This window comes from Muricoprocola aceti, from assembly GCF_025567005.1.
GTDB lineage: Bacteria > Bacillota > Clostridia > Lachnospirales > Lachnospiraceae > Marvinbryantia > Marvinbryantia aceti.
This window is the reverse complement of the sequence record NZ_JAOQKE010000004.1, coordinates 80,202-101,440: the sequence shown is the minus strand read 5'-3', so window position 1 is coordinate 101,440 and position 21,239 is coordinate 80,202. Positions and strand designations below refer to the sequence as shown.

At 43.9% G+C, this 21,239-nt stretch carries 19 protein-coding genes; 18 read left to right on the top strand and 1 reads right to left on the bottom strand.

All coding sequences use genetic code 11. The annotated features are described in order from the left end of the window. The first annotated feature begins 93 nt into the window (after positions 1-93). The 8 genes from OCV47_RS05585 to truA all read left to right on the top strand — a co-directional run bounded on the left by OCV47_RS05585 (position 94) and on the right by truA (position 7,821). Positions 94-1,023, top strand: a complete 930-nt coding sequence (locus OCV47_RS05585) for a MetQ/NlpA family ABC transporter substrate-binding protein (RefSeq protein ID WP_262654260.1) — start codon at positions 94-96, stop codon at positions 1,021-1,023. A gap of 119 nt (positions 1,024-1,142) precedes the next feature. Further along, the gene (locus OCV47_RS05580; RefSeq protein ID WP_256296889.1) at positions 1,143-2,153 is read left to right on the top strand and encodes a methionine ABC transporter ATP-binding protein; all 1,011 of its coding nucleotides are present in this window, start codon (positions 1,143-1,145) and stop codon (positions 2,151-2,153) included. Continuing rightward, positions 2,143-2,808: a methionine ABC transporter permease gene (locus OCV47_RS05575; RefSeq protein ID WP_256296887.1), complete on the top strand. Its 666-nt coding sequence runs from the start codon at positions 2,143-2,145 to the stop codon at positions 2,806-2,808. The genes OCV47_RS05580 and OCV47_RS05575 overlap by 11 nt, the downstream gene beginning before the upstream one ends. A 60-nt stretch (positions 2,809-2,868) precedes the next feature. Beyond that, the gene (gene malQ, locus OCV47_RS05570; RefSeq protein ID WP_256296885.1) at positions 2,869-4,395 is read left to right on the top strand and encodes a 4-alpha-glucanotransferase; all 1,527 of its coding nucleotides are present in this window, start codon (positions 2,869-2,871) and stop codon (positions 4,393-4,395) included. Positions 4,396-4,499: 104 nt separating this feature from the next. Further along, entirely contained in the window at positions 4,500-5,390 is an 891-nt protein-coding gene (locus OCV47_RS05565; RefSeq protein ID WP_262654259.1) for an energy-coupling factor transporter ATPase, read from the top strand. Continuing rightward, complete coding sequence (locus tag OCV47_RS05560) at positions 5,381-6,262, top strand: energy-coupling factor transporter ATPase (protein ID WP_262654258.1); 882 nt, start codon at positions 5,381-5,383, stop codon at positions 6,260-6,262. Before OCV47_RS05565 ends, OCV47_RS05560 begins: the two co-directional genes overlap by 10 nt. Next, complete coding sequence (locus OCV47_RS05555; protein ID WP_117447762.1) at positions 6,259-7,065, top strand: energy-coupling factor transporter transmembrane component T family protein; 807 nt, start codon at positions 6,259-6,261, stop codon at positions 7,063-7,065. The genes OCV47_RS05560 and OCV47_RS05555 overlap by 4 nt, the downstream gene beginning before the upstream one ends. A 3-nt stretch (positions 7,066-7,068) precedes the next feature. After that, positions 7,069-7,821 (top strand): tRNA pseudouridine(38-40) synthase TruA, encoded by a 753-nt coding sequence (gene truA, locus OCV47_RS05550; RefSeq protein WP_262654257.1) that lies wholly within the window; start codon positions 7,069-7,071, stop codon positions 7,819-7,821. On the opposite strand, the gene OCV47_RS05545 is transcribed toward truA, so the two are convergent. Further along, positions 7,816-8,265 (bottom strand): CYTH domain-containing protein, encoded by a 450-nt coding sequence (locus tag OCV47_RS05545; protein WP_256296876.1) that lies wholly within the window; start codon positions 8,263-8,265, stop codon positions 7,816-7,818. The two genes, truA and OCV47_RS05545, sit on opposite strands and share 6 nt — an antisense overlap. Before the next feature lie 242 nt (positions 8,266-8,507). Here OCV47_RS05545 and OCV47_RS05540 point away from each other — a divergent pair, with 242 nt between their 5' ends. From OCV47_RS05540 to OCV47_RS05495, 10 genes are all read left to right on the top strand, one after another. Continuing rightward, positions 8,508-9,059: a DJ-1 family glyoxalase III gene (locus OCV47_RS05540; RefSeq protein WP_262654255.1), complete on the top strand. Its 552-nt coding sequence runs from the start codon at positions 8,508-8,510 to the stop codon at positions 9,057-9,059. Positions 9,060-9,253: 194 nt separating this feature from the next. Continuing rightward, a complete protein-coding gene (gene tig, locus OCV47_RS05535) occupies positions 9,254-10,579 on the top strand; it encodes a trigger factor (protein ID WP_256296872.1) in 1,326 nt (441 codons plus the stop codon). A 48-nt stretch (positions 10,580-10,627) separates the two neighbouring features. Beyond that, on the top strand, positions 10,628-11,209 hold the full coding sequence (gene clpP / locus OCV47_RS05530; RefSeq protein ID WP_256296870.1) for an ATP-dependent Clp endopeptidase proteolytic subunit ClpP: 582 nt from the start codon (positions 10,628-10,630) through the stop codon (positions 11,207-11,209). A gap of 92 nt (positions 11,210-11,301) precedes the next feature. Further along, positions 11,302-12,600: an ATP-dependent Clp protease ATP-binding subunit ClpX gene (clpX, locus tag OCV47_RS05525; protein ID WP_256296868.1), complete on the top strand. Its 1,299-nt coding sequence runs from the start codon at positions 11,302-11,304 to the stop codon at positions 12,598-12,600. An 8-nt stretch (positions 12,601-12,608) separates the two neighbouring features. Continuing rightward, positions 12,609-14,969 (top strand): endopeptidase La, encoded by a 2,361-nt coding sequence (gene lon, locus OCV47_RS05520; protein WP_262654252.1) that lies wholly within the window; start codon positions 12,609-12,611, stop codon positions 14,967-14,969. A gap of 54 nt (positions 14,970-15,023) precedes the next feature. Further along, entirely contained in the window at positions 15,024-15,617 is a 594-nt protein-coding gene (gene yihA, locus OCV47_RS05515) for a ribosome biogenesis GTP-binding protein YihA/YsxC (protein ID WP_117447767.1), read from the top strand. Between the two features lie 288 nt (positions 15,618-15,905). Continuing rightward, complete coding sequence (gene pepF, locus OCV47_RS05510) at positions 15,906-17,711, top strand: oligoendopeptidase F (RefSeq protein ID WP_262654250.1); 1,806 nt, start codon at positions 15,906-15,908, stop codon at positions 17,709-17,711. Between the two features lie 96 nt (positions 17,712-17,807). Continuing rightward, on the top strand, positions 17,808-18,089 hold the full coding sequence (locus tag OCV47_RS05505; RefSeq protein ID WP_117447769.1) for a hypothetical protein: 282 nt from the start codon (positions 17,808-17,810) through the stop codon (positions 18,087-18,089). A 120-nt stretch (positions 18,090-18,209) separates the two neighbouring features. Next, the gene (locus tag OCV47_RS05500) at positions 18,210-18,410 is read left to right on the top strand and encodes a hypothetical protein (protein WP_147323877.1); all 201 of its coding nucleotides are present in this window, start codon (positions 18,210-18,212) and stop codon (positions 18,408-18,410) included. Positions 18,411-18,586: 176 nt separating this feature from the next. Next, entirely contained in the window at positions 18,587-21,238 is a 2,652-nt protein-coding gene (locus OCV47_RS05495) for a valine--tRNA ligase (RefSeq protein WP_262654247.1), read from the top strand. Position 21,239: the final 1 nt, after the last annotated feature.

Genomic DNA, 21,239 nt, shown 5'->3' with positions numbered 1-21,239 from the left:
ATAGGACGATATCACTGGAGTGCAGGGCGCGCAGCAATCCTTGATATCCTGGAAAAACGAACATATTTCAGAGAGAAAAAGGAGATCAGAATTATGAAAAGAGTACTTGCATCCATCGCAGCAGCAACATTAACCCTGGCACTGGCCGTACCGGCAGCAGCAGAAGGAACCATTAAGATAGCAGCATCACCAACACCACATGCAGAGATCCTGGAAGCCGCAAAGAGCATTCTGGCAGACGAAGGATGGGATCTGGAAGTGACTGAGTTTGAAGATTACGTTCAGCCAAATCTGGTAGTAGAAAGTGGTGACTTTGATGCCAACTACTTCCAGCATGTACCATATCTGGAAAGCTTCAATGAAGAAAAAGGAACACATCTGGTAGATGCAGGTGATATCCACTACGAACCATTTGGAATCTATCCGGGAACCAAGAAGAGCCTGGATGAACTGGAAGACGGAGACACCATCGCAGTGCCAAATGACACGACAAACGAAGCAAGAGCACTGCTTCTTCTTCAGGACAATGGCGTACTTACCTTAAAAGAAGGTGCGGGCCTGACAGCTACCGTAAATGATATCGAATCTACCACAAAAGATATCAAGATTCAGGAACTGGAAGCGGCACAGGTACCAAGAGTATTGAATGAAGTAGCATTCGCAGTTATTAATGGTAACTACGCAGTAGAAGCAGGACTTTCTGTAGCAGATGATGCGATTGCATACGAAGCATCTGATTCTGAAGCAGCTAAGACCTATGTAAACATCATTGCAGTAAAAGAAGGTAATGAAAACAACGAAGGTATCGTAGCACTGGTAGATGCTCTGAAGTCTGATGAAATCAAAGATTTCATCAACGAAACATACAATGGTGCAGTCATTCCTTATGAACCATCTGAGGATACAGAAGATAGCACAGAAGCTGATACCGAAGAGACAACAGAAGCTGATACCGAAGAGACAACAGAAGCTGCATCTGAAGAGACAACAGAGGCAACGGAAACAGAGACAGACGCTCAGTAAGGAAAAGAAACCTGAAAATAGAGCATAGTAGGGCAGATGCAGGATTTTATCTTGCAACTGCCCTGTTTTTACGATAGAATAAAGCGTGTTGTAAAAAGACAGCAGGGAAGGGAGATTACATGGAACCAATTATTAAAATAGAGCATCTGGATAAATGGTTTAAAGTAAAAGATATGGATGTACACGCCCTGGACGATATATCTCTCGATATTTATAAAGGAGAGATCTATGGCATTATCGGCATGTCCGGTGCAGGAAAGAGTACGCTGGTACGCTGCCTGAATTTTCTGGAGAAACCAACATCCGGAGATGTGATTATAGATGGCAGGAATCTGGCAAAGCTATCCAATAAGGAACTGCGTGCCACGAGAAAAGATATCGGCATGATTTTTCAGCATTTTAATCTGCTGATGCAGAGAAATGTACTGGACAACGTATGTTTTCCAATGGAACTGGTCGGAGTGAAGAAAAAAGAAGCCAGAGAAAAAGCACTGGAATATCTGAAGATCGTAGGCCTGGAAGAAAAGGCAAAAGCTTATCCTGCACAGCTTTCCGGCGGACAGAAGCAGCGTGTAGCTATTGCCAGAGTGCTGGCCAGTGATCCAAAGATACTGCTCTGTGATGAAGCAACCAGTGCGTTGGATCCGCAGACCACCAAGTCCATATTACAGCTGTTAAAAGAGATCAATCAGAAGTATGGCATTACTATTGTGATCATCACTCATGAGATGACGGTGGTACAGGAGATCTGCAGCCACGTGGCGATTATTGATCACGGTAAGCTGGCGGAGCACGGTCTGGTGAGCGATATCTTTACTGCTCCGAAGTCTAAAGAAGCGAAAAAGCTGATCTATCAGGGATATGAACATGTCAGCGAAATGAAGGGTAATCGCTGCGTACGAATTGTATTTTCAGAGAATTCATCTTTTGAACCGGTGATCGGTAATATGGTATTATCATGCAAGGCACCGGTGAATATTCTGTATGCCAATACAACAGATCTGAACGGAGTGGCCAAGGGAGAGATGATTCTGCAGCTCCCGGAAGATATTGTGATCGGTGATCAGATGATAGAATATCTGAAAAAGGCAAAACTTGCAGTGGAGGTGTTAGAAGATTATGTGGGATAGTACTGTAATTATGATGATTGTACGGGGAATCGGAGAAACCTTATACATGACACTGACCTCAACCCTGATGGGATATGTGCTGGGTCTGCCTATGGGTATTTTACTGGTAATCTGTGCGAAAGATGGTATATGTCCGAATGCTTTTGTTTATAAGATATTTGACCTGGTTTCCAATATTTTCAGAAGTATACCGTTTCTGATTTTACTGATTCTGGTTATGCCGCTGACAGCAAAACTGGTAGGAAAAAGTTATGGATCCACAGCAACGATTGTACCACTGACCTTTGCCGCAGCACCGTATATTGCACGAATGGTAGAATCTTCTTTAAAAGAAGTAGACCGTGGTGTGATTGAGGCTGCACAGAGTATGGGAGCCAGTACATGGGAAATCGTATGGAAGGTTTATTTAAAAGAAGCCAGAACATCTCTGATTGTGAATGCAACCATTGCGACGGGAACGATTCTTGGTTATTCCGCTATGGCCGGAACTGTCGGCGGCGGTGGTCTGGGAGATATTGCCATCCGCTATGGATACTACCGCTATCAGGTGGATATCATGATTGTAACTGTCATTATTCTGGTACTTCTGGTACAGCTGTTTCAGAGCATTGGAATGCTGATATCCAGAAAGATGGACAAGAGAAGAATAGATTAATCATATGATACCAGGAGAGTGCGAAGTACGAAACATTCACAGGTATCATAGCTGGGGCTTTTGACTCCGACATCATACTATGAAGAAAACGAGGAAAAACAAGTGAAGAGAGCAAGTGGCATTTTGCTGCCAGTCAGCAGTCTTCCATCACCGTATGGAATAGGAACATTTTCAAAAGAAGCGTATAAATTTGTAGATTTTTTGGCAGCAGCAGGACAGACCTACTGGCAGATTCTTCCGCTGGGGCCGACCAGCTACGGAGATTCGCCATATCAGTCTTTTTCCACATTTGCCGGGAATCCGTATTTTATTGACCTGGATGAACTGGTGAAGGAAAAGGTACTGACAAAGGCAGAATGTAAGGCTGCGGACTGCACCCATCATCCGAATTATGTGGAATATGGAGAACTATACGAGAAGCGGTTTGATTTGCTGAAAAAAGCCTATAAACGCAGTCATATTTCTGAAGATCCGGAATTTGGTAAATTTGTGGAGGCAAACAGAGAGTGGCTGAAAGATTATGCGCTGTTTATGACAGTAAAAAAATGTTTTCACGGCGCATCCTGGCTGGAGTGGACAGATGATATCCGCCTGAGATGGGGATATTCGGTTGACTATTATTACAGCCAGTATCCGGAAGAGATTGAATTCTATGAATACCTTCAGTACAAATTCAGTCAGCAGTGGAAAAAGCTGAAGACCTATGCCAATGAAAAAGGAATTCAGATCATCGGTGATATTCCGATTTATGTGGCGATGGACAGTGCAGATGCCTGGGCACATCCAGATTTGTTTCAGATGGATGAACAGCGCAAACCAAAGGGTGTCGCCGGATGCCCACCGGATGCTTTCTCTGATGACGGACAGCTCTGGGGCAATCCACTGTACAGATGGGAATATCATCGCCATCAGAATTACGACTGGTGGGTCAGCCGTATGAAGCACTGTTATGAACTTTATGACGTGGTACGAATCGATCATTTCCGAGGTTTTGATGAATATTATTCTATTCCATATGGGGATAAGACAGCTGTGAATGGCCACTGGGAGAAAGGACCTGGTATAGAGTTGTTCCGGACTCTGGAGCAGCGTCTAGGACATAAAGAAGTCATTGCAGAAGACCTTGGCATGATGACTGATACAGTACGCCAGCTGGTAAAAGACAGTGGTTATCCAAACATGAAGGTATTGGGATTTGCCTTTGATCCGACAGGGACCAGCGAGCATCTTCCTCACAATTACGAGAAGAACTGCGTCTGCTATACCGGAACACATGACAATGAAACATTGATGCAGATGTATGACGGAATGGATAAAAAGACTCTGGCTTTTACTACAGATTATCTGAATAATGCCCATTCTACCAGAGATGAGATTAAATGGGACTTTATTCGTCTTGCCATGCTTTCTGTTGCAGATACCTGCATTGTGCCAATGCAGGACTATCTGGGGCTTGGACAGGAAGCAAGAATGAATTTTCCATCCACCACAGGAAATAACTGGAAGTGGAGAGTGGGAAAAGAAGACCTGACAAAGCAACTGGCAAAAGAGATTCTGCATCTGACGAAATTAAGTTGCAGACTGTAAGAGAATAAGAGAGTGAGAGGGCATGTGAAAGAGTTTGCACTTCCCACTCTCACTATTTTGTCAGAAATTTATATGCACACATGGAACAAAGGAGCCAGCGTGACATGAAAGATATTATTAACATCAAAAAATTAATACACGATTATCAGAAGTATAATGAAGATGGAAAGGTGGAATCCACCTACCGGGCAGTGGATGAAGTAAGCCTGGACGTACAGCCGGGACAGTTTATCGCCATTCTGGGGCATAATGGCTCTGGAAAATCGACTTTGGCGAAACATCTGAATGCCATTTTACTTCCAACAGAAGGTACTGTTTACGTAGATGGAAAAGATACCAGAGATGAAGAGAAGATCAAAGAGATCCGGCAGACAGCTGGTATGGTTTTTCAGAATCCGGATAACCAGATCATCGGAACTGTAGTAGATGAAGATGTGGCATTCGGACCGGAAAATATGGGAGTTCCATCGGAAGAGATTGAAAAAAGAGTAGAAGAAGGCCTGAAAACGGTAGAGATGTGGGAGTACCGTTCCCATTCTCCAAACAAATTGTCCGGCGGACAGAAGCAGCGTGTAGCCATTGCAGGAGTCGTAGCCATGCATCCGAAGTGCATCGTGCTTGATGAACCGACGGCCATGCTGGATCCGGTAGGGCGAAAAGAAGTAATTCAGGCAGCCTGGAAGCTGAATAAAGAAGAACATGTGACGATTATTCTGATCACTCATTATATGGAAGAAGTGACTTCTGCGGATCAGGTCATTGTCATGGATCAGGGAAAGGTTCTGATGCAGGGAACGCCAAAAGAGGTCTTTTCCAGAGTAGAAGAATTAAAAGAGCATCGTCTGGATGTACCACAGGTGACCATGCTGGCTCATGAATTGCGAAAGAGCGGCCTGAATATTCCAGAAGGAATACTGACCCGTGAAGAATTGATCGAGGAACTGGTAAAACTCAAAACGACAGCTGATGCAGAAGGAGGTGCCATATGTCCATAAAGCTGGAACACGTGAACTATATCTATGGAGAGGGAACCGCCTACGAGAAGCATGCATTAAAGGATATCAATCTGGAGATTCCGGATGGTCAGTTCTTGGGAATCATCGGACATACCGGTTCTGGAAAATCTACCCTGATTCAGCATCTGAATGGACTGATTAAGGCGACCAGTGGTGTGATATATTATAGTGGAGAGAACATTTATGCAGAAGGATATTCGATGAAGGAACTGCGCAGCCATGTAGGGCTGGTGTTCCAGTATCCGGAATATCAGCTGTTTGAAGAAAATGTATTATCAGATGTCTGCTTTGGCCCGAAAAATCTGGGCCTGTCGGAGGAAGAAGTAAAGATGCGCAGTCTGGAAGCATTGCATCAGGTGGGCTTAAAGGAAAAATATTATGACAAGTCTCCTTTTGATTTATCTGGAGGACAGAAACGCCGGGTAGCGATCGCCGGCATTCTGGCAATGCACCCGGAAGTGTTGATTCTGGATGAACCGACTGCAGGACTGGATCCGAAAGGCCGTGATGATATCCTAGATCAGATCGCAAAACTGCATAAAGAACGGGGCATCACCGTCATTTTGGTTTCTCACAGCATGGAGGATGTGGCAAAATACGTAGATCGTATTATTGTCATGGATCATGGTTGTATGAAATTTGACGGAGAGCCGAAAAAAGTATTTGAACATTATAAAGAGCTTGAGAGCATAGGTTTGTCTGCGCCGCAGGTAACCTATGTGATGCAGGATTTAAAAGAAAAAGGATTTGACGTGGACGTGCATGCAATTACTGTAGAAGAGGCAAAACAGTCCATTTTACAAGCGTTTGGTATGAAAGTTAAGAAGAACGGATCGGAGGAAAACGTATGATTAGAGATATTACCATTGGACAGTATTATCCCACTGATTCGGTGATACATCGTCTGGATCCGAGAACCAAGCTGGTGTGGACACTGGTGTACATTTTTTCCCTGTTTTTGTTTCGTTCTTTTGCATCCTATGTTGTGGCAACGGTGTTGCTTGTTACTGTGATTAAAATATCCAAAGTACCATTCAAGTTTATGGTAAAAGGAATGAAAGCAGTGGTGATATTGCTGCTGATCACAGTGGTATTTAATCTGTTTCTGATACCGGGAACCACGCTGGTACAGATCTGGAAATTGCGTATTACTTATGAAGGATTAAATACGGCAGTCTTTATGGCATTGCGTCTGACCTATCTGATCATTGGTTCCTCTGTGATGACACTGACCACTACACCAAATCAGCTGACAGATGGAATGGAAAAAGGACTTGCACCATTGAATAAGATTCATGTACCGGTACACGATGTGGCTATGATGATGTCCATTGCACTGAGATTCATTCCGATTCTGCTGGAAGAGACAGATAAGATCATGAAGGCACAGATGGCAAGAGGAGCGGATTTTGAATCCGGCAATCTGATTACCAAGGCAAAGAATATGATTCCACTTCTGGTACCACTGTTTATCTCTGCTTTTCGCCGGGCGAATGATCTGGCTATGGCCATGGAAGCACGAGGATATTATGGTGGGGAAGGCAGAACGAAAATGCGTCCATTAGTTTACCAGAAAAATGACCGCATTGCTTATGCTATTTTGCCAGTCTATCTGATTACTATGTTTGCAGCCAGGAAAATAGTAGGGATTTAGCATATGAAGAGAGTAAAATTAACCGTGGCCTATGATGGCACCCATTATCATGGATGGCAGATACAGCCAAACGGAGTTACAATAGAAGAAGTATTGAATCAGCATTTATCTGAACTTCTGCGGGAACCGATAAAGATCATCGGAGCAAGCAGAACGGATGCAGGGGTGCATGCCAGAGGCAATGTGGCTGTCTTTGATACCAGTGCCAGAATGCCGGCTGAGAAGATCTCCTTTGCATTAAATACCAGACTTCCGGCAGATATCCGAATTCAGGATTCCAGAGAAGTCCGTCCAGACTTTCATCCGAGATTTTGTGAAACGGTGAAGACTTATGAATATTGCATTTTGAATCGGAAGTTCCCGGATCCAACCAGACGGCTTTATGCATTGTTTTACTATTATCCGCTGGATCTGGATAAAATGAAACAGGCGGCTGACTTCCTGGTGGGAGAGCATGACTTTAAGAGTCTGTGTACTCAGAAGCCAGAAGTGGAGAATACAGTTCGGACGATTTATTCTGTGGACATTACCAAAGAAGATGATCTGATCAGGATCCGGATCTGTGGAAATGGATTTTTGTACAATATGATCCGGATTATTGTGGGCACTTTGCTTCGCATTGGAAGCGGTTACTACGAGCCGGAATATATGAAAGAACTGTTGGAATTAAAGGATCGACAGGCAGCCGGAGAGACAGCACCTCCCCAGGGACTGACCCTGGTGGAGATCCGGTATCCGGAGGAAGAGGAGCTATAGAGAAACTTTACTGAGATAGCTGTTATGATAGTGGCCATCCATAGTGACGTCTGTGCCGAACCATGCCGGTGGCACAAATGCATTGGCAGCATCTTCTGATGGAAATTCCACCTCGGCCAGACGAAGTGTCTCAAACGGTGCGTGGAATACATCCAACTCAATGGTTAATTCATGATCGATGGGAATCAGATATCTCTTTTTAGAGATTAGATTGCCGTCGATTTTTTCTTTTAAATGTTGATAGGCCTCCTGATTTAAAGGAAGATTATACTCTTCCCGGCACATCAGCCCTTTTCCCTTATAAGTTAAAATATAGTCATCATCCTGACGGCGGATACGTACCACCGGATCCGTGCAAAGATAGCCTTGTTCAATCAGGTGAAAAGTGTAGGACTCCAGATTATCAGGCAGCTTCGGGATTAAAAATTTACGTTCGATTTCCATAAGAGACTCCTTTCGGGCAGGAAATAGATCCCTGACAATGTATTCATTTTGTATTGTAATGAGAGAAAAAAATTATGTCAAGATTGAGGTAAGTTCACAGAATTTTTAGAAAATAGAAATTGCGTGGGAGGAGTAAAAGTGGGTATAATATAAATAATGGAGATAAACAAGAACAAATAAAAACGGCAAAAGAACTGATTTCATTAGTGGAAAATTATGTGGCAAAACTGGAGGAAAATAAAATGAGCAAATTATACATATTTCTGGCAGATGGCTTTGAGGAAATTGAGGGGCTGACGGTTGTAGATGTACTGAGACGGGCAGGCGTGGAAGTAACCATGGTCTCTGTCATGGGGAAAAAGAACATCGTAGGAGCACATCATATTACTCTGGAAGCAGATGCATTGTTTGAAGAATGTGATTTTTCAGACGGTGATATGTTTGTCCTGCCGGGAGGAATGCCAGGCACACTGCATCTGGGAGAACATCAGTATCTGGCAGAACTTCTGAAGAAAGCAGATCAGGAGAAAAAAGGGATTGCAGCTATCTGCGCAGCACCAAGCGTACTGGGAGATCTGGGACTGTTAAGAAGCAGAAAAGCAACCTGTTATCCGGGATTTGAAGAGAGACTGACCGGAGCATCCATATCTACTGATCTGGTAGTGACAGATGGACACATTACTACCAGCCGCGGCATGGGAACTGCGATTCCATTTGCGCTGGAACTGGTAACACGCATGTGTGGTAAGGAAGAATCTGATACATTATCGAAAAGCATCATATACAATATCTGATAATAGTAGACGCATATAGTGGCAAAATACATTTTTATCACGAAAAAAGTACTAGCCATTTACGCCAACTTATGTTATAGTACTAAAATGAGTGTAAGCATGGGAAAGTGCGCATTTTTACGGGGGTACCGCCAGCAGGCGATATGTCCGCCTGGAAAGACAAGAAGTAAGATATCAAGGAGGAACTATCTAAAATGAGTTTAAAGGTAGAAAATTTAGAGCACAATATGGCAAAACTGACTATCGAAGTCAGCGCAGAAGAGTTTGAAGAAGCAATCAAACATGCATATGTAAAAAATAAAAACAAGATTAACATCCATGGATTCCGTAAAGGAAAAGCTCCACAGGCTATGATTGAAAAGATGTATGGCGCAGGTATTTTCTATGAAGATGCAGCAAACGAGCTGATCCCGAAGGCATATGATGCAGAGATCGAGAATTGTGATCTGGATCTGGTTTCCCAGCCAAAGATCGATGTAGTTCAGATCGAAAAGGGCAAGCCATTCATCTTCACAGCAGAAGTAGCTGTAAAACCGGAAGTTACCCTTGGTGCATACGAAGGAGTAGAAGTTCCAAAGACAGAGATCAATGTCACAGATGAAGAAGTAGATGCAGAAGTTGACAAAGAAAGAGAAAAGAACTCCAGAACCACCACCGTAGAAGACAGAGGTGTGGAAAATGGAGATATGATCAAGCTTGACTTTGACGGCTCTGTAGACGGTGTTGCATTTGACGGCGGAAAAGCTGAGAACTATGACCTGACAGTCGGATCAGGCAGCTTCATCCCAGGATTTGAGGAACAGCTGGTAGGTGTTAAAGCCGGAGAAGAAAAAGAAGTAAAGGTTACTTTCCCAGAGGATTACCATGCAAAAGATCTGGCTGGAAAAGAAGCAGTCTTCAAATGCAAGGTAAATGAAATCAAAGTAAAAGAACTGCCAGAAGCAAATGATGAATTTGCTCAGGATGTATCAGAATTCGATACACTTGCTGAATATAAGGAAGATCTGAAGAAGAAACTGACAGAACGTAAAGAAGCAGCAGCTAAGAATGCAAAAGAAGCAGCCGCAGTAGAAGCAGCAGTTGCGAACGCTGAGATGGATATCCCAGATGCTATGGTAGACGGACAGGTAAGACAGATGGCTAATGACTTCGCAAGAAGAATCCAGTCTCAGGGTCTTACAGTAGATCAGTACTTCCAGTTTACCGGTATGACAGCAGAGAAGCTGATGGATCAGATGAAACCAGAAGCTCTGAAGCGCATCAAGAACAGCCTGGTTCTGGAAGCAATCGCAGCAAAAGAGAACTTCGAGATCGCAGAAGAGAAGATCGAAGAAGAACTGAAGAAGATGTCTGAAGCATACAAGATGGAAGTAGATAAGATCAAAGAAGCTCTTGGCGAGAGCGGACTGGATCAGATGAAGGCAGAACTGAAGATTCAGGCTGCTGTAGACTTCATCAGAGACAAAGCAACAGAAGTAGAAAAGAAAGCAGAAGAAGCTGAAGAGAAGAAAGAAGACTAATCAGCGAATCTGTACAGACAGCAGGCCGGTAAGGCAGGAGGTGTTATCATGAGTTTTGTACCTTATGTCATTGAACAGACAAGCAGAGGGGAAAGATCCTATGATATTTACTCCAGATTATTAAAAGACAGAATCATCTTTTTGGGTGAAGAAGTAAACGATGTAAGTGCCAACCTGATTGTTGCACAGCTGCTTTTCCTGGAAGCAGAAGATCCGGGAAAAGATATTCAGCTGTATATCAATAGTCCGGGAGGATCCGTAAGTGCAGGATGGGCAATTTATGATACTATGCAGTATATCAAGTGTGATGTATCTACCATCTGCATTGGTATGGCAGCCAGCATGGGAGCTTTCCTTCTGGCCGGCGGTACCAAGGGAAAAAGAATTGCATTACCGAATGCACAGATTATGATTCATCAGCCGTCAGGTGGTGCAAGAGGTCAGGCTACGGAGATTAAGATCGTAGCAGAAGAGATCCTGAAAACCAAAAAGAAATTGAATGAATATCTGGCAGCAAATACAGGACAGCCGGTAGAAGTAATCGAGCGTGATACAGAACGTGACAATTACATGACGGCAGAAGAAGCAAAAGCATATGGTCTGATTGATATGGTGATATCAAACAGATAAGAGGAAAATGACGGCGGAGTGTTAGGAACTGTGCCGTCATTTCCATAAACAGAATAAAAGGTTATTTGTAACAAACAAAGAGGAGAACAGGAATGGCCGGAAGAATCGGAGAGCAGAAGATTCGCTGCTCATTTTGCAACAAAAGTGAAGATCAGGTACGTAAGTTAATTGCCGGACCGAATGACGTGTATATTTGTGATGACTGTATTGAGATCTGCAGTGAAATTATTGAAGAAGAACTGGCAGACGATTATGGAGATCACGTAGAACAGGAAATCAATCTGCTGAAGCCGGAAGAGATCAAGAGAGTGCTGGATGACTATGTCATCGGACAGGACAACGCAAAGAAAGCCCTGGCAGTAGCAGTTTACAATCATTATAAAAGAATTATGGCTGGAAAGGATCTGGGAGTCGAGCTTCAGAAGAGTAATATCCTGATGCTGGGACCAACCGGAAGTGGAAAAACCTATCTGGCTCAGACACTGGCCAGACTTCTGAATGTGCCATTTGCCATTGCAGATGCGACTACTCTGACAGAAGCAGGTTACGTAGGCGAAGATGTGGAAAATATACTGCTGAAGCTGATTCAGGCAGCAGATTATGATATTGAACGGGCTCAGACCGGCATTATTTATATTGATGAGATCGATAAGATTACAAGAAAGTCTGAGAACGCTTCTATTACCAGAGATGTATCAGGAGAAGGAGTACAGCAGGCTTTATTAAAGATTCTGGAAGGAACGGTTGCCAGCGTTCCGCCACAGGGAGGAAGAAAGCATCCGCAGCAGGAACTGATCCAGATCGATACCACCAACATTTTGTTTATCTGTGGTGGTGCATTTGAAGGGCTGGATAAGATTATCGAGACCAGAATGGATACCAAGACTATGGGATTCAACCGTACACTGGATGACAAGGCAGAAAAGAATGTGGGTGAAGTATTAAAAGAAGTCGTTCCTCAGGATTTTGTGAAGTTTGGAATGATTCCGGAATTCATGGGACGTGTACCGGTAGTGGTTTCTCTGGATGCACTGGATGAGGATACCCTGGTACGTATTTTGAAAGAGCCGAAGAACTCCATTATCAAACAGTATAAGAAACTGTTTGAACTGGACGGAGTGCAGCTGGACTTCAAGGAAGATGCGGTGAAAGAAATTGCCCATCAGTCTATGGAACGTAAGACCGGAGCCAGAGGTTTGAGATCTGTTATGGAAAAAACCATGCAGGATCTAATGTATACCATTCCATCAGATGAGACGATTACGGAATGTACCATCACAAAAGAACTGGTGGACGGAACAGGGGAAGCCCAGTTAATTCACAGTGAAGAAAGACTGATTCCGGTAAGAAATACCAAGAAAAAGATTGTTCAGACACCGGAATCTGCATAGGTGTAAATATGACAGAAGAAATGAAGCATATCCCCGCAGTAGCACTGCGGGGCATGACGATTCTTCCGGCTATGATTGTTCATTTTGATATCAGTCGGGAGATGTCGATAAAAGCCGTGGAACAGGCTATGCTGAGTGACCAGAAGCTGTTTGTGGTAACTCAGAAGGATCCGGAGGTATCAGAACCTGTGCTGGATGATCTGTATCGGATCGGCACGATTGTGGAGATTAAGCAGGTGATCAAGATGCCAAAGAATATTCTTCGCGTACTGGCAGAAGGAATACAGAGAGCAGAGCTGGTGGACATTTCAGACAATCCGGAATATCTGGATGCAGATATCCTGACTTTTGTAGAAGAAGATACGATGGATCAGAATACAAAAGAAGCATTGCTTCGTTCCATGAAAGAAACCTTTGAACGTTACTGCAGCGTAAATGGCAAGGTCAGCAAGGAACTGATCAGCCAGATTATGGAATTAAATGATCTGGAAAAGGCTACGGCACAGATTGCCATGAATATTCCACTTTATTATGAGCAGAAGCAAAAGGTTCTGGAAGCAGTGGAACTGAAGGAACGTTGTGAATTGCTTTGTTCCATCATGGAGAATGAGATTCAGATTCTTCAGATCAAGATTGAGATTCAGGAGAAGGTAAAAGAACGGATTGACAAGAATCAGCGGGAATATATTATGCGTGAGCAGATGAAGCTGATCCGGGAAGAATTAAAAGAAGATAATGTAAATGAAGCAGATCAGTTCGAGGAAGAACTGAAAAAACTGAAAGCATCCAAAGAAGTAAAAGAAAAGATCCAGAAGGAGATTCAGCGTTATCGTAACATAGGCATGAACTCAGGAGAAAGCTCTGTGATTCGTGGTTACATTGAGACACTTCTGGAAATGCCGTGGGACAAAGCGTCCAAGGACAGCAAAGATATTGAGCGGGCCAGAGAAATTCTGGAAGCAGATCATTATGGGCTGGAAAAAGTCAAAGAACGTATCCTGGAGTTCTTATCCGTCCGTATTCTGACTAAAAAGGGAGACAGCCCGATTCTTTGTCTGGTGGGACCTCCTGGAACAGGAAAGACTTCCATTGCCCGATCCATTGCAAAGGCGCTGGATAAAAAGTATGTTCGTATTAGTCTGGGTGGAGTCAGAGATGAAGCAGAGATTCGCGGACACCGCAGAACTTATATCGGGGCAATGCCAGGACGAATTGCCAATGGAATCCGGACAGCAGGTGTGAAGAATCCACTGATGCTGCTGGATGAGATTGATAAACTGAGCAGTGATTATAAAGGAGATACTGCATCCGCCATGTTGGAAGTGCTGGATGGGGAACAGAACGTAAAGTTCCGTGATCATTATATTGAGATTCCTCTGGATCTGTCAGAAGTGCTCTTTATTGCAACAGCTAATGATGTACAGAGTATACCAAGACCACTTCTGGATCGTATGGAACTGATTGAGGTCACCAGCTATACTGAGAATGAGAAGTTCCACATTGCGAAGGAACATCTCTGGATCAAGCAGGTGGAGAAAAATGGACTGAACCCGGAAAAGATCAGTATTACAGATGATGCACTGCGAAAAGTGATCTCTGGCTATACCAGAGAAGCAGGAGTGCGTGGCCTGGAGCGAAAACTGGGAGAGATCTGCAGAAAAGCGGCAAGAGAGACACTGGAAAAGAAAAAGAAATCCGTAAAGATCACAGAAGAGAATCTGGAAAAGTATCTTGGAAAAGTACGTTTTACAATTCAGACGCTGAATGATCAGGATGAGATCGGTATTGTAAGAGGACTGGCCTGGACCAGTGTAGGTGGAGATACTCTTCAGATTGAAGTAAATACCATGCCGGGAAGAGGCGAATTCAAACTGACAGGTCAGCTAGGGGATGTAATGAAGGAATCTGCGCAGGCAGGTATCAGCTACATAAGATCTGTGAGCAGCCAGTATCATATCTCAGACGAATATTTCCGTAAACATGATATTCATATCCATATTCCAGAAGGAGCTGTTCCAAAGGATGGACCATCTGCTGGTGTGACGATGGTGACAGCTATGATTTCAGCGATTACGAAGATTCCGGTACGGGCTGATGTAGCAATGACCGGAGAGATTACTTTAAGAGGCAGAGTGCTGCCGATCGGCGGACTCAAAGAAAAGCTTCTGGCAGCCAGGAACGCAGGCATGAAGATTGTATTTGTGCCGTCCAAGAATAAGCTAGATGTAGAAGAGATCTCCACTGAGATCACAAAAGGACTGGATATTCGTTATGCAGAGACCATGGAAGATATTCTGCAGGTGGCACTGACTGGAAAGATTCCTGAGAAGAAGTCTGGGAAAAAGAAGAAGAAAGTAGAAGATGAATAGAGTACGCTCTCATAAGCTGATCTGGCAGAGGGCTGCAAATAACAGGAGAAACGAATGGTTATAAAAAATGTAGCATTGGAAACAGTGTGCGGTATTACCAGTGTATTACCGGCGAATACGAAAATTGAGGTTGCGTTTGCAGGGAAATCCAACGTGGGAAAGTCCTCTCTGATCAATGCACTGATGAATCGTAAGTCACTGGCACGTACCAGTGCACAGCCGGGAAAGACACAGACCATTAATTTTTATAATATTAATGATGCTATGTATCTGGTGGATTTGCCAGGATACGGATATGCGAAGGTATCCCAGTCTGAGAAAGAAAAATGGGGCAAGCTGATCGAACGCTATCTGCAGAAGTCACAGATGCTCAAGGCAGTTTTCCTGCTGATCGATATCCGCCATGATCCGTCAGCTAATGACAAAATGATGTATGACTGGATTATTTACAATGGCTATGAGCCAATTATCATTGCCACCAAGCTGGATAAGATCAAACGAAGTCAGCTTCAGAAACAGGTCAAGGCGATCAAGACCGGGCTGAATATGAAGTCAGATGGAATTGTGATTCCATTTTCCGCAGAGACTAAGCAGGGACGCGAGGAGATCTGGAATCTGATTGACAGCTGGCTGGAAACTGAACAATAAAATGGATTTAAACGGACGAACACTCTAGGTTATTATCTCCAGACGCGCTGTGCTACGGTCTGGAGTACAATAACCATAGAGTGTTCTGTGCTTCTATGGCTCTGTAGTTTGAGGCATACACAGGGAGTTCGCTGACCCTGGAAAACAAGAAAAATTTGAAATTTGTGACTAGATAGTGTCGGAAGAGGAAGATATCTGGTTATGAAGAGTAAATTTTGATATAATACCATTACAATCGGAATGCTCTATATCTATAGGGTGTTTTGCCATATTAAGGAGGTTTGCAGTATGAAGCGACAGGAACAGCGGGTGGAAAATACCTGGCGTCTGGAGGATCTTTATGAGAATGAGGTGCTTTTTTCACAGGATGCGGAAAAGCTGGATACATGGATGGAGCAGTTCGCAGAACTTCAGGGAACGTTGCAAGATGGAGCAGAAGCCCTTGAAAAAGCATTGAATCTTTACGAAGAGATGAATCAGCTCTTTGAGAAGCTGTATGTGTATGCCAATCAACGAAATCATGAGGATACAGCCAATGCAAAGTATCAGAAGATGAGCGGAGAGACGCAGATCATGGCGGCGAAGATGAATCAGGTGACGTCCTGGCTGGAGCCGGAGATTCTGATGCTGGATGAAGGAACACTGAAAAATGAGGTGGATCAGGTACCGGAACTGAAAAAATATGACTGGTTTCTGAAGCAGATTATCAGAAAAAAGGCTCATATTCTGGATCCGGAGAAAGAGGAATTACTGGCAAAAGCAGGAGAACTGGCTCAGACTCCATCCAATGTGTTTGCCATGTTCAATAATGCAGATATTACATTTCCAGAGATTACAGATGAAGAGGGGGAGAAAAAGAAGCTTACCGTCGGAACCTATATTTCCTATATGGAAAGCAGGGATCGTACGCTGAGGAAGCATGCATTCAAAGCACTGTATGGAGAGTATCGGCAGTATAGTAATACGTTGTCAGCAGCTTATTATGGCAATGCAAAGCAGGCAGACTTTTTTGCAAAGGAGCATCGTTATGCCAATGCCATGGAAGAGGCGTTAGATAGTAATAGCATTCCGGTAGAAGTGTACCAGAATCTGATTGCAACTATGAAAAAACGGCTTCCGGTCATGTATCGTTATGTGGCTCTTCGAAAAAAACTGCTTGGTCTGGAAGAACTGCATATGTATGATGTTTATGTGCCAATGGTAGAAACACCGGAAAAGAAATACAGTTTTGAGGAAGCCAAAGAAATTGTGAAGCAGGCACTGGCACCGCTGGGAGAGGATTATCAGGCACTTCTGCAGGAAGGATTTGACAATCGGTGGATCGATATCTATGAGAATGAAGGAAAACGGACAGGAGCCTATTCCTGGGGAGCATACGGCACACATCCGTATGTCTTACTGAATTATCATGGCAGTCTGAATGATGTGTTCACACTGGCTCATGAAATGGGACATGCACTGCATTCCTGGCACTCGGATCACAGTCAGACATATCTGTATGCAGGATATAAGATCTTTGTAGCAGAGGTGGCTTCTACCTGTAATGAAGCACTGCTGATCTCAGATCTGTTGAAACGTTCCAGTGATCCGGTGGAACGAAAGTATCTGATCAATTATTTTCTGGATCAGTTCAAAGGAACGATGTATCGCCAGACGATGTTTGCAGAATTCGAGATGCTGACTCATGACATCGTAAGTAAAGGCGGAGTATTGACGGCAGATCAGCTGTGTGAACTGTATCTGACCTTGAATAAAAAGTATTTTGGAGAAGAAATGATCTCTGATCCGGAGATCGCATACGAGTGGGCACGAATTCCACATTTCTATACACCATTTTATGTGTACCAGTATGCTACCGGATTTGCGGCAGCGATTGCTATCAGCAGCAAGATTCTGAAGGGAGAAGAGGGAATTGTAGAAAAATACAAGCAGTTCCTGAGTGGGGGCAGCTCCATGGATCCGATCGATTTGTTAAAGCTTTGTGATGTGGACATGTCTGCCGCACAGCCGATCGAGGAAGCCCTGGATGTATTTGAAAAATATTTAAATGAATTGGAAAAAGTATATAAGACTTGCAAAGACGATAACGACTGATGTATGATGAAAAAATAATATAGAAACGCCTGACAGGTTGACTGATCAGGCAGATATAGGGATATATGGGCGAAAACAGGGATCGGGAGGAAGACGATGAATACAGTAGAGATTTTGGAACAGCTTCAGCATGATGCAAGAAAAGATGATGTATTAAGAAAGACCTTGTTGGACACTCAGACGGCGGTGGATCCACTTCGGGAATTCTGCAGTATCTGCCGCAGACTTGGATATGAACTGTATGAGATGGAAGTGGTCAATGCCGGGGAAGAATTCTATGCTTCCATGCGGCGCAGCACCAATGGTGGTGGAGAGAATTCACCGCTGCTGGACGGAGAAGATGACTTCTATGAACTGTTCATGGCCGGATTAAAATGATGGATCTAGGCATCCATTTGATCAGTTCATCATCAGCAAGACTCCGGCAGACAGCCATAAACAATAAGAATTCCTTGACAAACTGGGGACGTTTCGTTATCATGGAGCATAGAGGTTACTGTGAACAGTAGCACACAGCGAAAAGTTATGACAAAGAGGAGTATGTCTGTTATCACGCCAGAGAAGGATGTCCACAGGCTGGAAGGCACCACGTATCGAGACAGGCAGAAGGTAGCTTTGGAACTGAATGACAGAAGCCAGAGAGCGTATGGATGCAGAGTGATTCTGGATCAGAAAAGACAGAACTCTGATGGTGCGTAAGTTATTCCGGGAATTCCCGTTATAGAATGCAGAAGATACAGCAGTGCAGACAGGATACGTTTGAGATCTGCTGTGAACAAAGGTGGTACCGCGATATTGTCGCCCTTTGCATATATTTGTATGCAAGGGGCGTTTTCATATTTCAGTTGAAACCACAAGATTTGAAAGGAGCAGTTATGAGCAAAGAATTAGCGAAAACTTATGACCCAAAGGGTCTGGAAGACCGTCTTTACCAGAAATGGGTAGACAACGGATACTTCCATGCAAAAGTCAATCCAGATAAGAAACCATTTACCATTGTTATGCCGCCGCCAAATGTAACAGGTCAGCTGCATATGGGACATGCACTGGATAACACCATGCAGGACATTCTGATCCGTTATAAGAGAATGCAGGGATACGAAGCACTGTGGCAGCCGGGAACAGACCATGCAGCCATTGCCACAGAGGTGAAAGTAACCAACATGCTGAAGGAAAAAGGCATTGACAAGCATGAAATCGGAAGAGATGCTTTCATGAAATATGCATGGGAATGGAAAGAAGAATATGGCAGCCGCATCATCAACCAGTTAAAGAAGCTGGGAGCTTCCGCAGACTGGGAAAGAGAACGTTTCACCATGGATGAAGGATGTTCTGAAGCAGTAGAAGAAGTCTTTGTTAAGCTTTATAAAAAGGGTTGGATCTACAAAGGAAGCCGTATTATCAACTGGTGCCCGGTCTGCCAGACTTCTCTGTCTGATGCAGAAGTGGAGCACGAAGATCAGGACGGATTCTTCTGGCATATCAACTATCCGGTAGTGGGAGAAGAGGGACGTTTCGTGGAGATCGCTACCACCCGTCCGGAAACACTGCTGGGAGATACTGCTGTGGCAGTAAATCCGACCGATGAAAGATATACTGACATCGTTGGTAAGATGTTAAAGCTGCCGTTGACTGATCGTGAGATTCCTGTCATTGCAGATGAATACGTAGACAAAGAATTCGGAACAGGCTGTGTAAAGATCACACCGGCTCATGACCCGAATGACTTTGAAGTTGGAAAACGTCACAATCTGGCTGAGATCAATATCCTGAATGATGATGCGACCATTAACGAACTGGGTGGCAAATATGCTGGCATGGATCGTTATGAAGCAAGAAAAGCCATGGTCAAAGATCTGGATGAATTAGGTCTTCTGGTAAAAGTTGTTCCACACAGCCATGCAGTAGGAACTCATGACAGATGCCATACTACCGTAGAGCCAATGGTAAAACCACAGTGGTTTGTAAAGATGTCAGACATGGCAAAAGCTTCTATTAAAGCACTGGAAGACGGCGAGCTGACCTTCGTTCCGGAACGTTTTGATAAAACTTATTTACACTGGCTGGAAAATATCAAGGACTGGTGTATCTCCAGACAGCTGTGGTGGGGACACCGGATCCCGGCTTACTACTGTGATGACTGTGGTGAGATGGTAGTAAATAAAGGCGGCGCACCAGAAAAATGTCCGAAATGTGGATGTACACATTTTAAACAGGATGAAGATTCTCTGGATACCTGGTTTTCCTCTGCACTGTGGCCATTTTCCACACTTGGCTGGCCACACAATACACCGGAGATGAACTATTTCTATCCGACGGATGTATTGGTAACTGGATACGATATTATTTTCTTCTGGGTTATCCGTATGGTATTTTCAGGACTGGAGCAGACTGGTAAGGCACCGTTCCACCATGTACTGATTCATGGTCTGGTACGTGACTCACAGGGACGCAAGATGAGTAAGTCTCTTGGAAATGGTATTGATCCTCTGGAGGTTATTGATAAATATGGTGCAGATGCGCTGCGTCTGACACTGATGACCGGTAATGCACCAGGAAATGACATGCGTTTCTACTGGGAAAGAGTAGAATCCAGCCGTAACTTTGCCAATAAGATTTGGAACGCATCCAGATTTATCATGATGAACCTGGAAAAAGCAGAGGTGCCACAGGATATGCCGGCTGATCAGCTGACACAGGCAGATAAATGGATCTTGTCTAAGGTCAATTCACTGGCAAAAGATGTGACAGAAAACATGGATAAATTCGAACTGGGTATTGCGGTACAGAAAGTATATGATTTTATCTGGGAAGAATTCTGTGACTGGTACATTGAGATGGTAAAACCTCGTCTGTACAATGACGAAGATACTACGAAAGCTGCTGCACTGTGGACTCTGAAAACAGTACTTGGCAACGCATTAAAACTCCTTCATCCATTTATGCCATTCGTTACAGAAGAGATTTTCTGTACACTGAATCCACAGGAAGAATCCATTATGATTTCTGCATGGCCGGAATATACCGGCAGCTGGAATTTCGAAGCAGATGAGACGGCAGTAGAGACCATCAAAGAAGCAGTACGTGCGATTCGAAATGTCAGAACCGGTATGAATGTACCGCCAAGCAAGAAAGCAAAAGTATACGTTGTTTCTGAAAATGAAGCAGTTCGTAATATTTTCGAAAATGGTAAAGTCTTCTTTGCTACTCTTGGATATGCCAGTGAAGTACTGATCCAGGCAAATAAAGCAGGTATTGCAGATGATGCAGTATCCGCAGTAATCCATGAGGCAGTGATCTATATGCCATTTGCAGAACTGGTAGATATCGAAAAAGAAATCGAGCGTCTGAAGAAAGAAGAACAGCGTCTCACGAAAGAACTTGCCCGTGTAAACGGTATGCTTAGCAATGAAAAGTTCGTCAGCAAAGCACCGGCAGCCAAGATTGAAGAAGAAAAAGGCAAGCTGGCAAAATACACCGATATGATGGCACAGGTGAAAGAGAGACTGGCACAGTTGTGTAAATAGG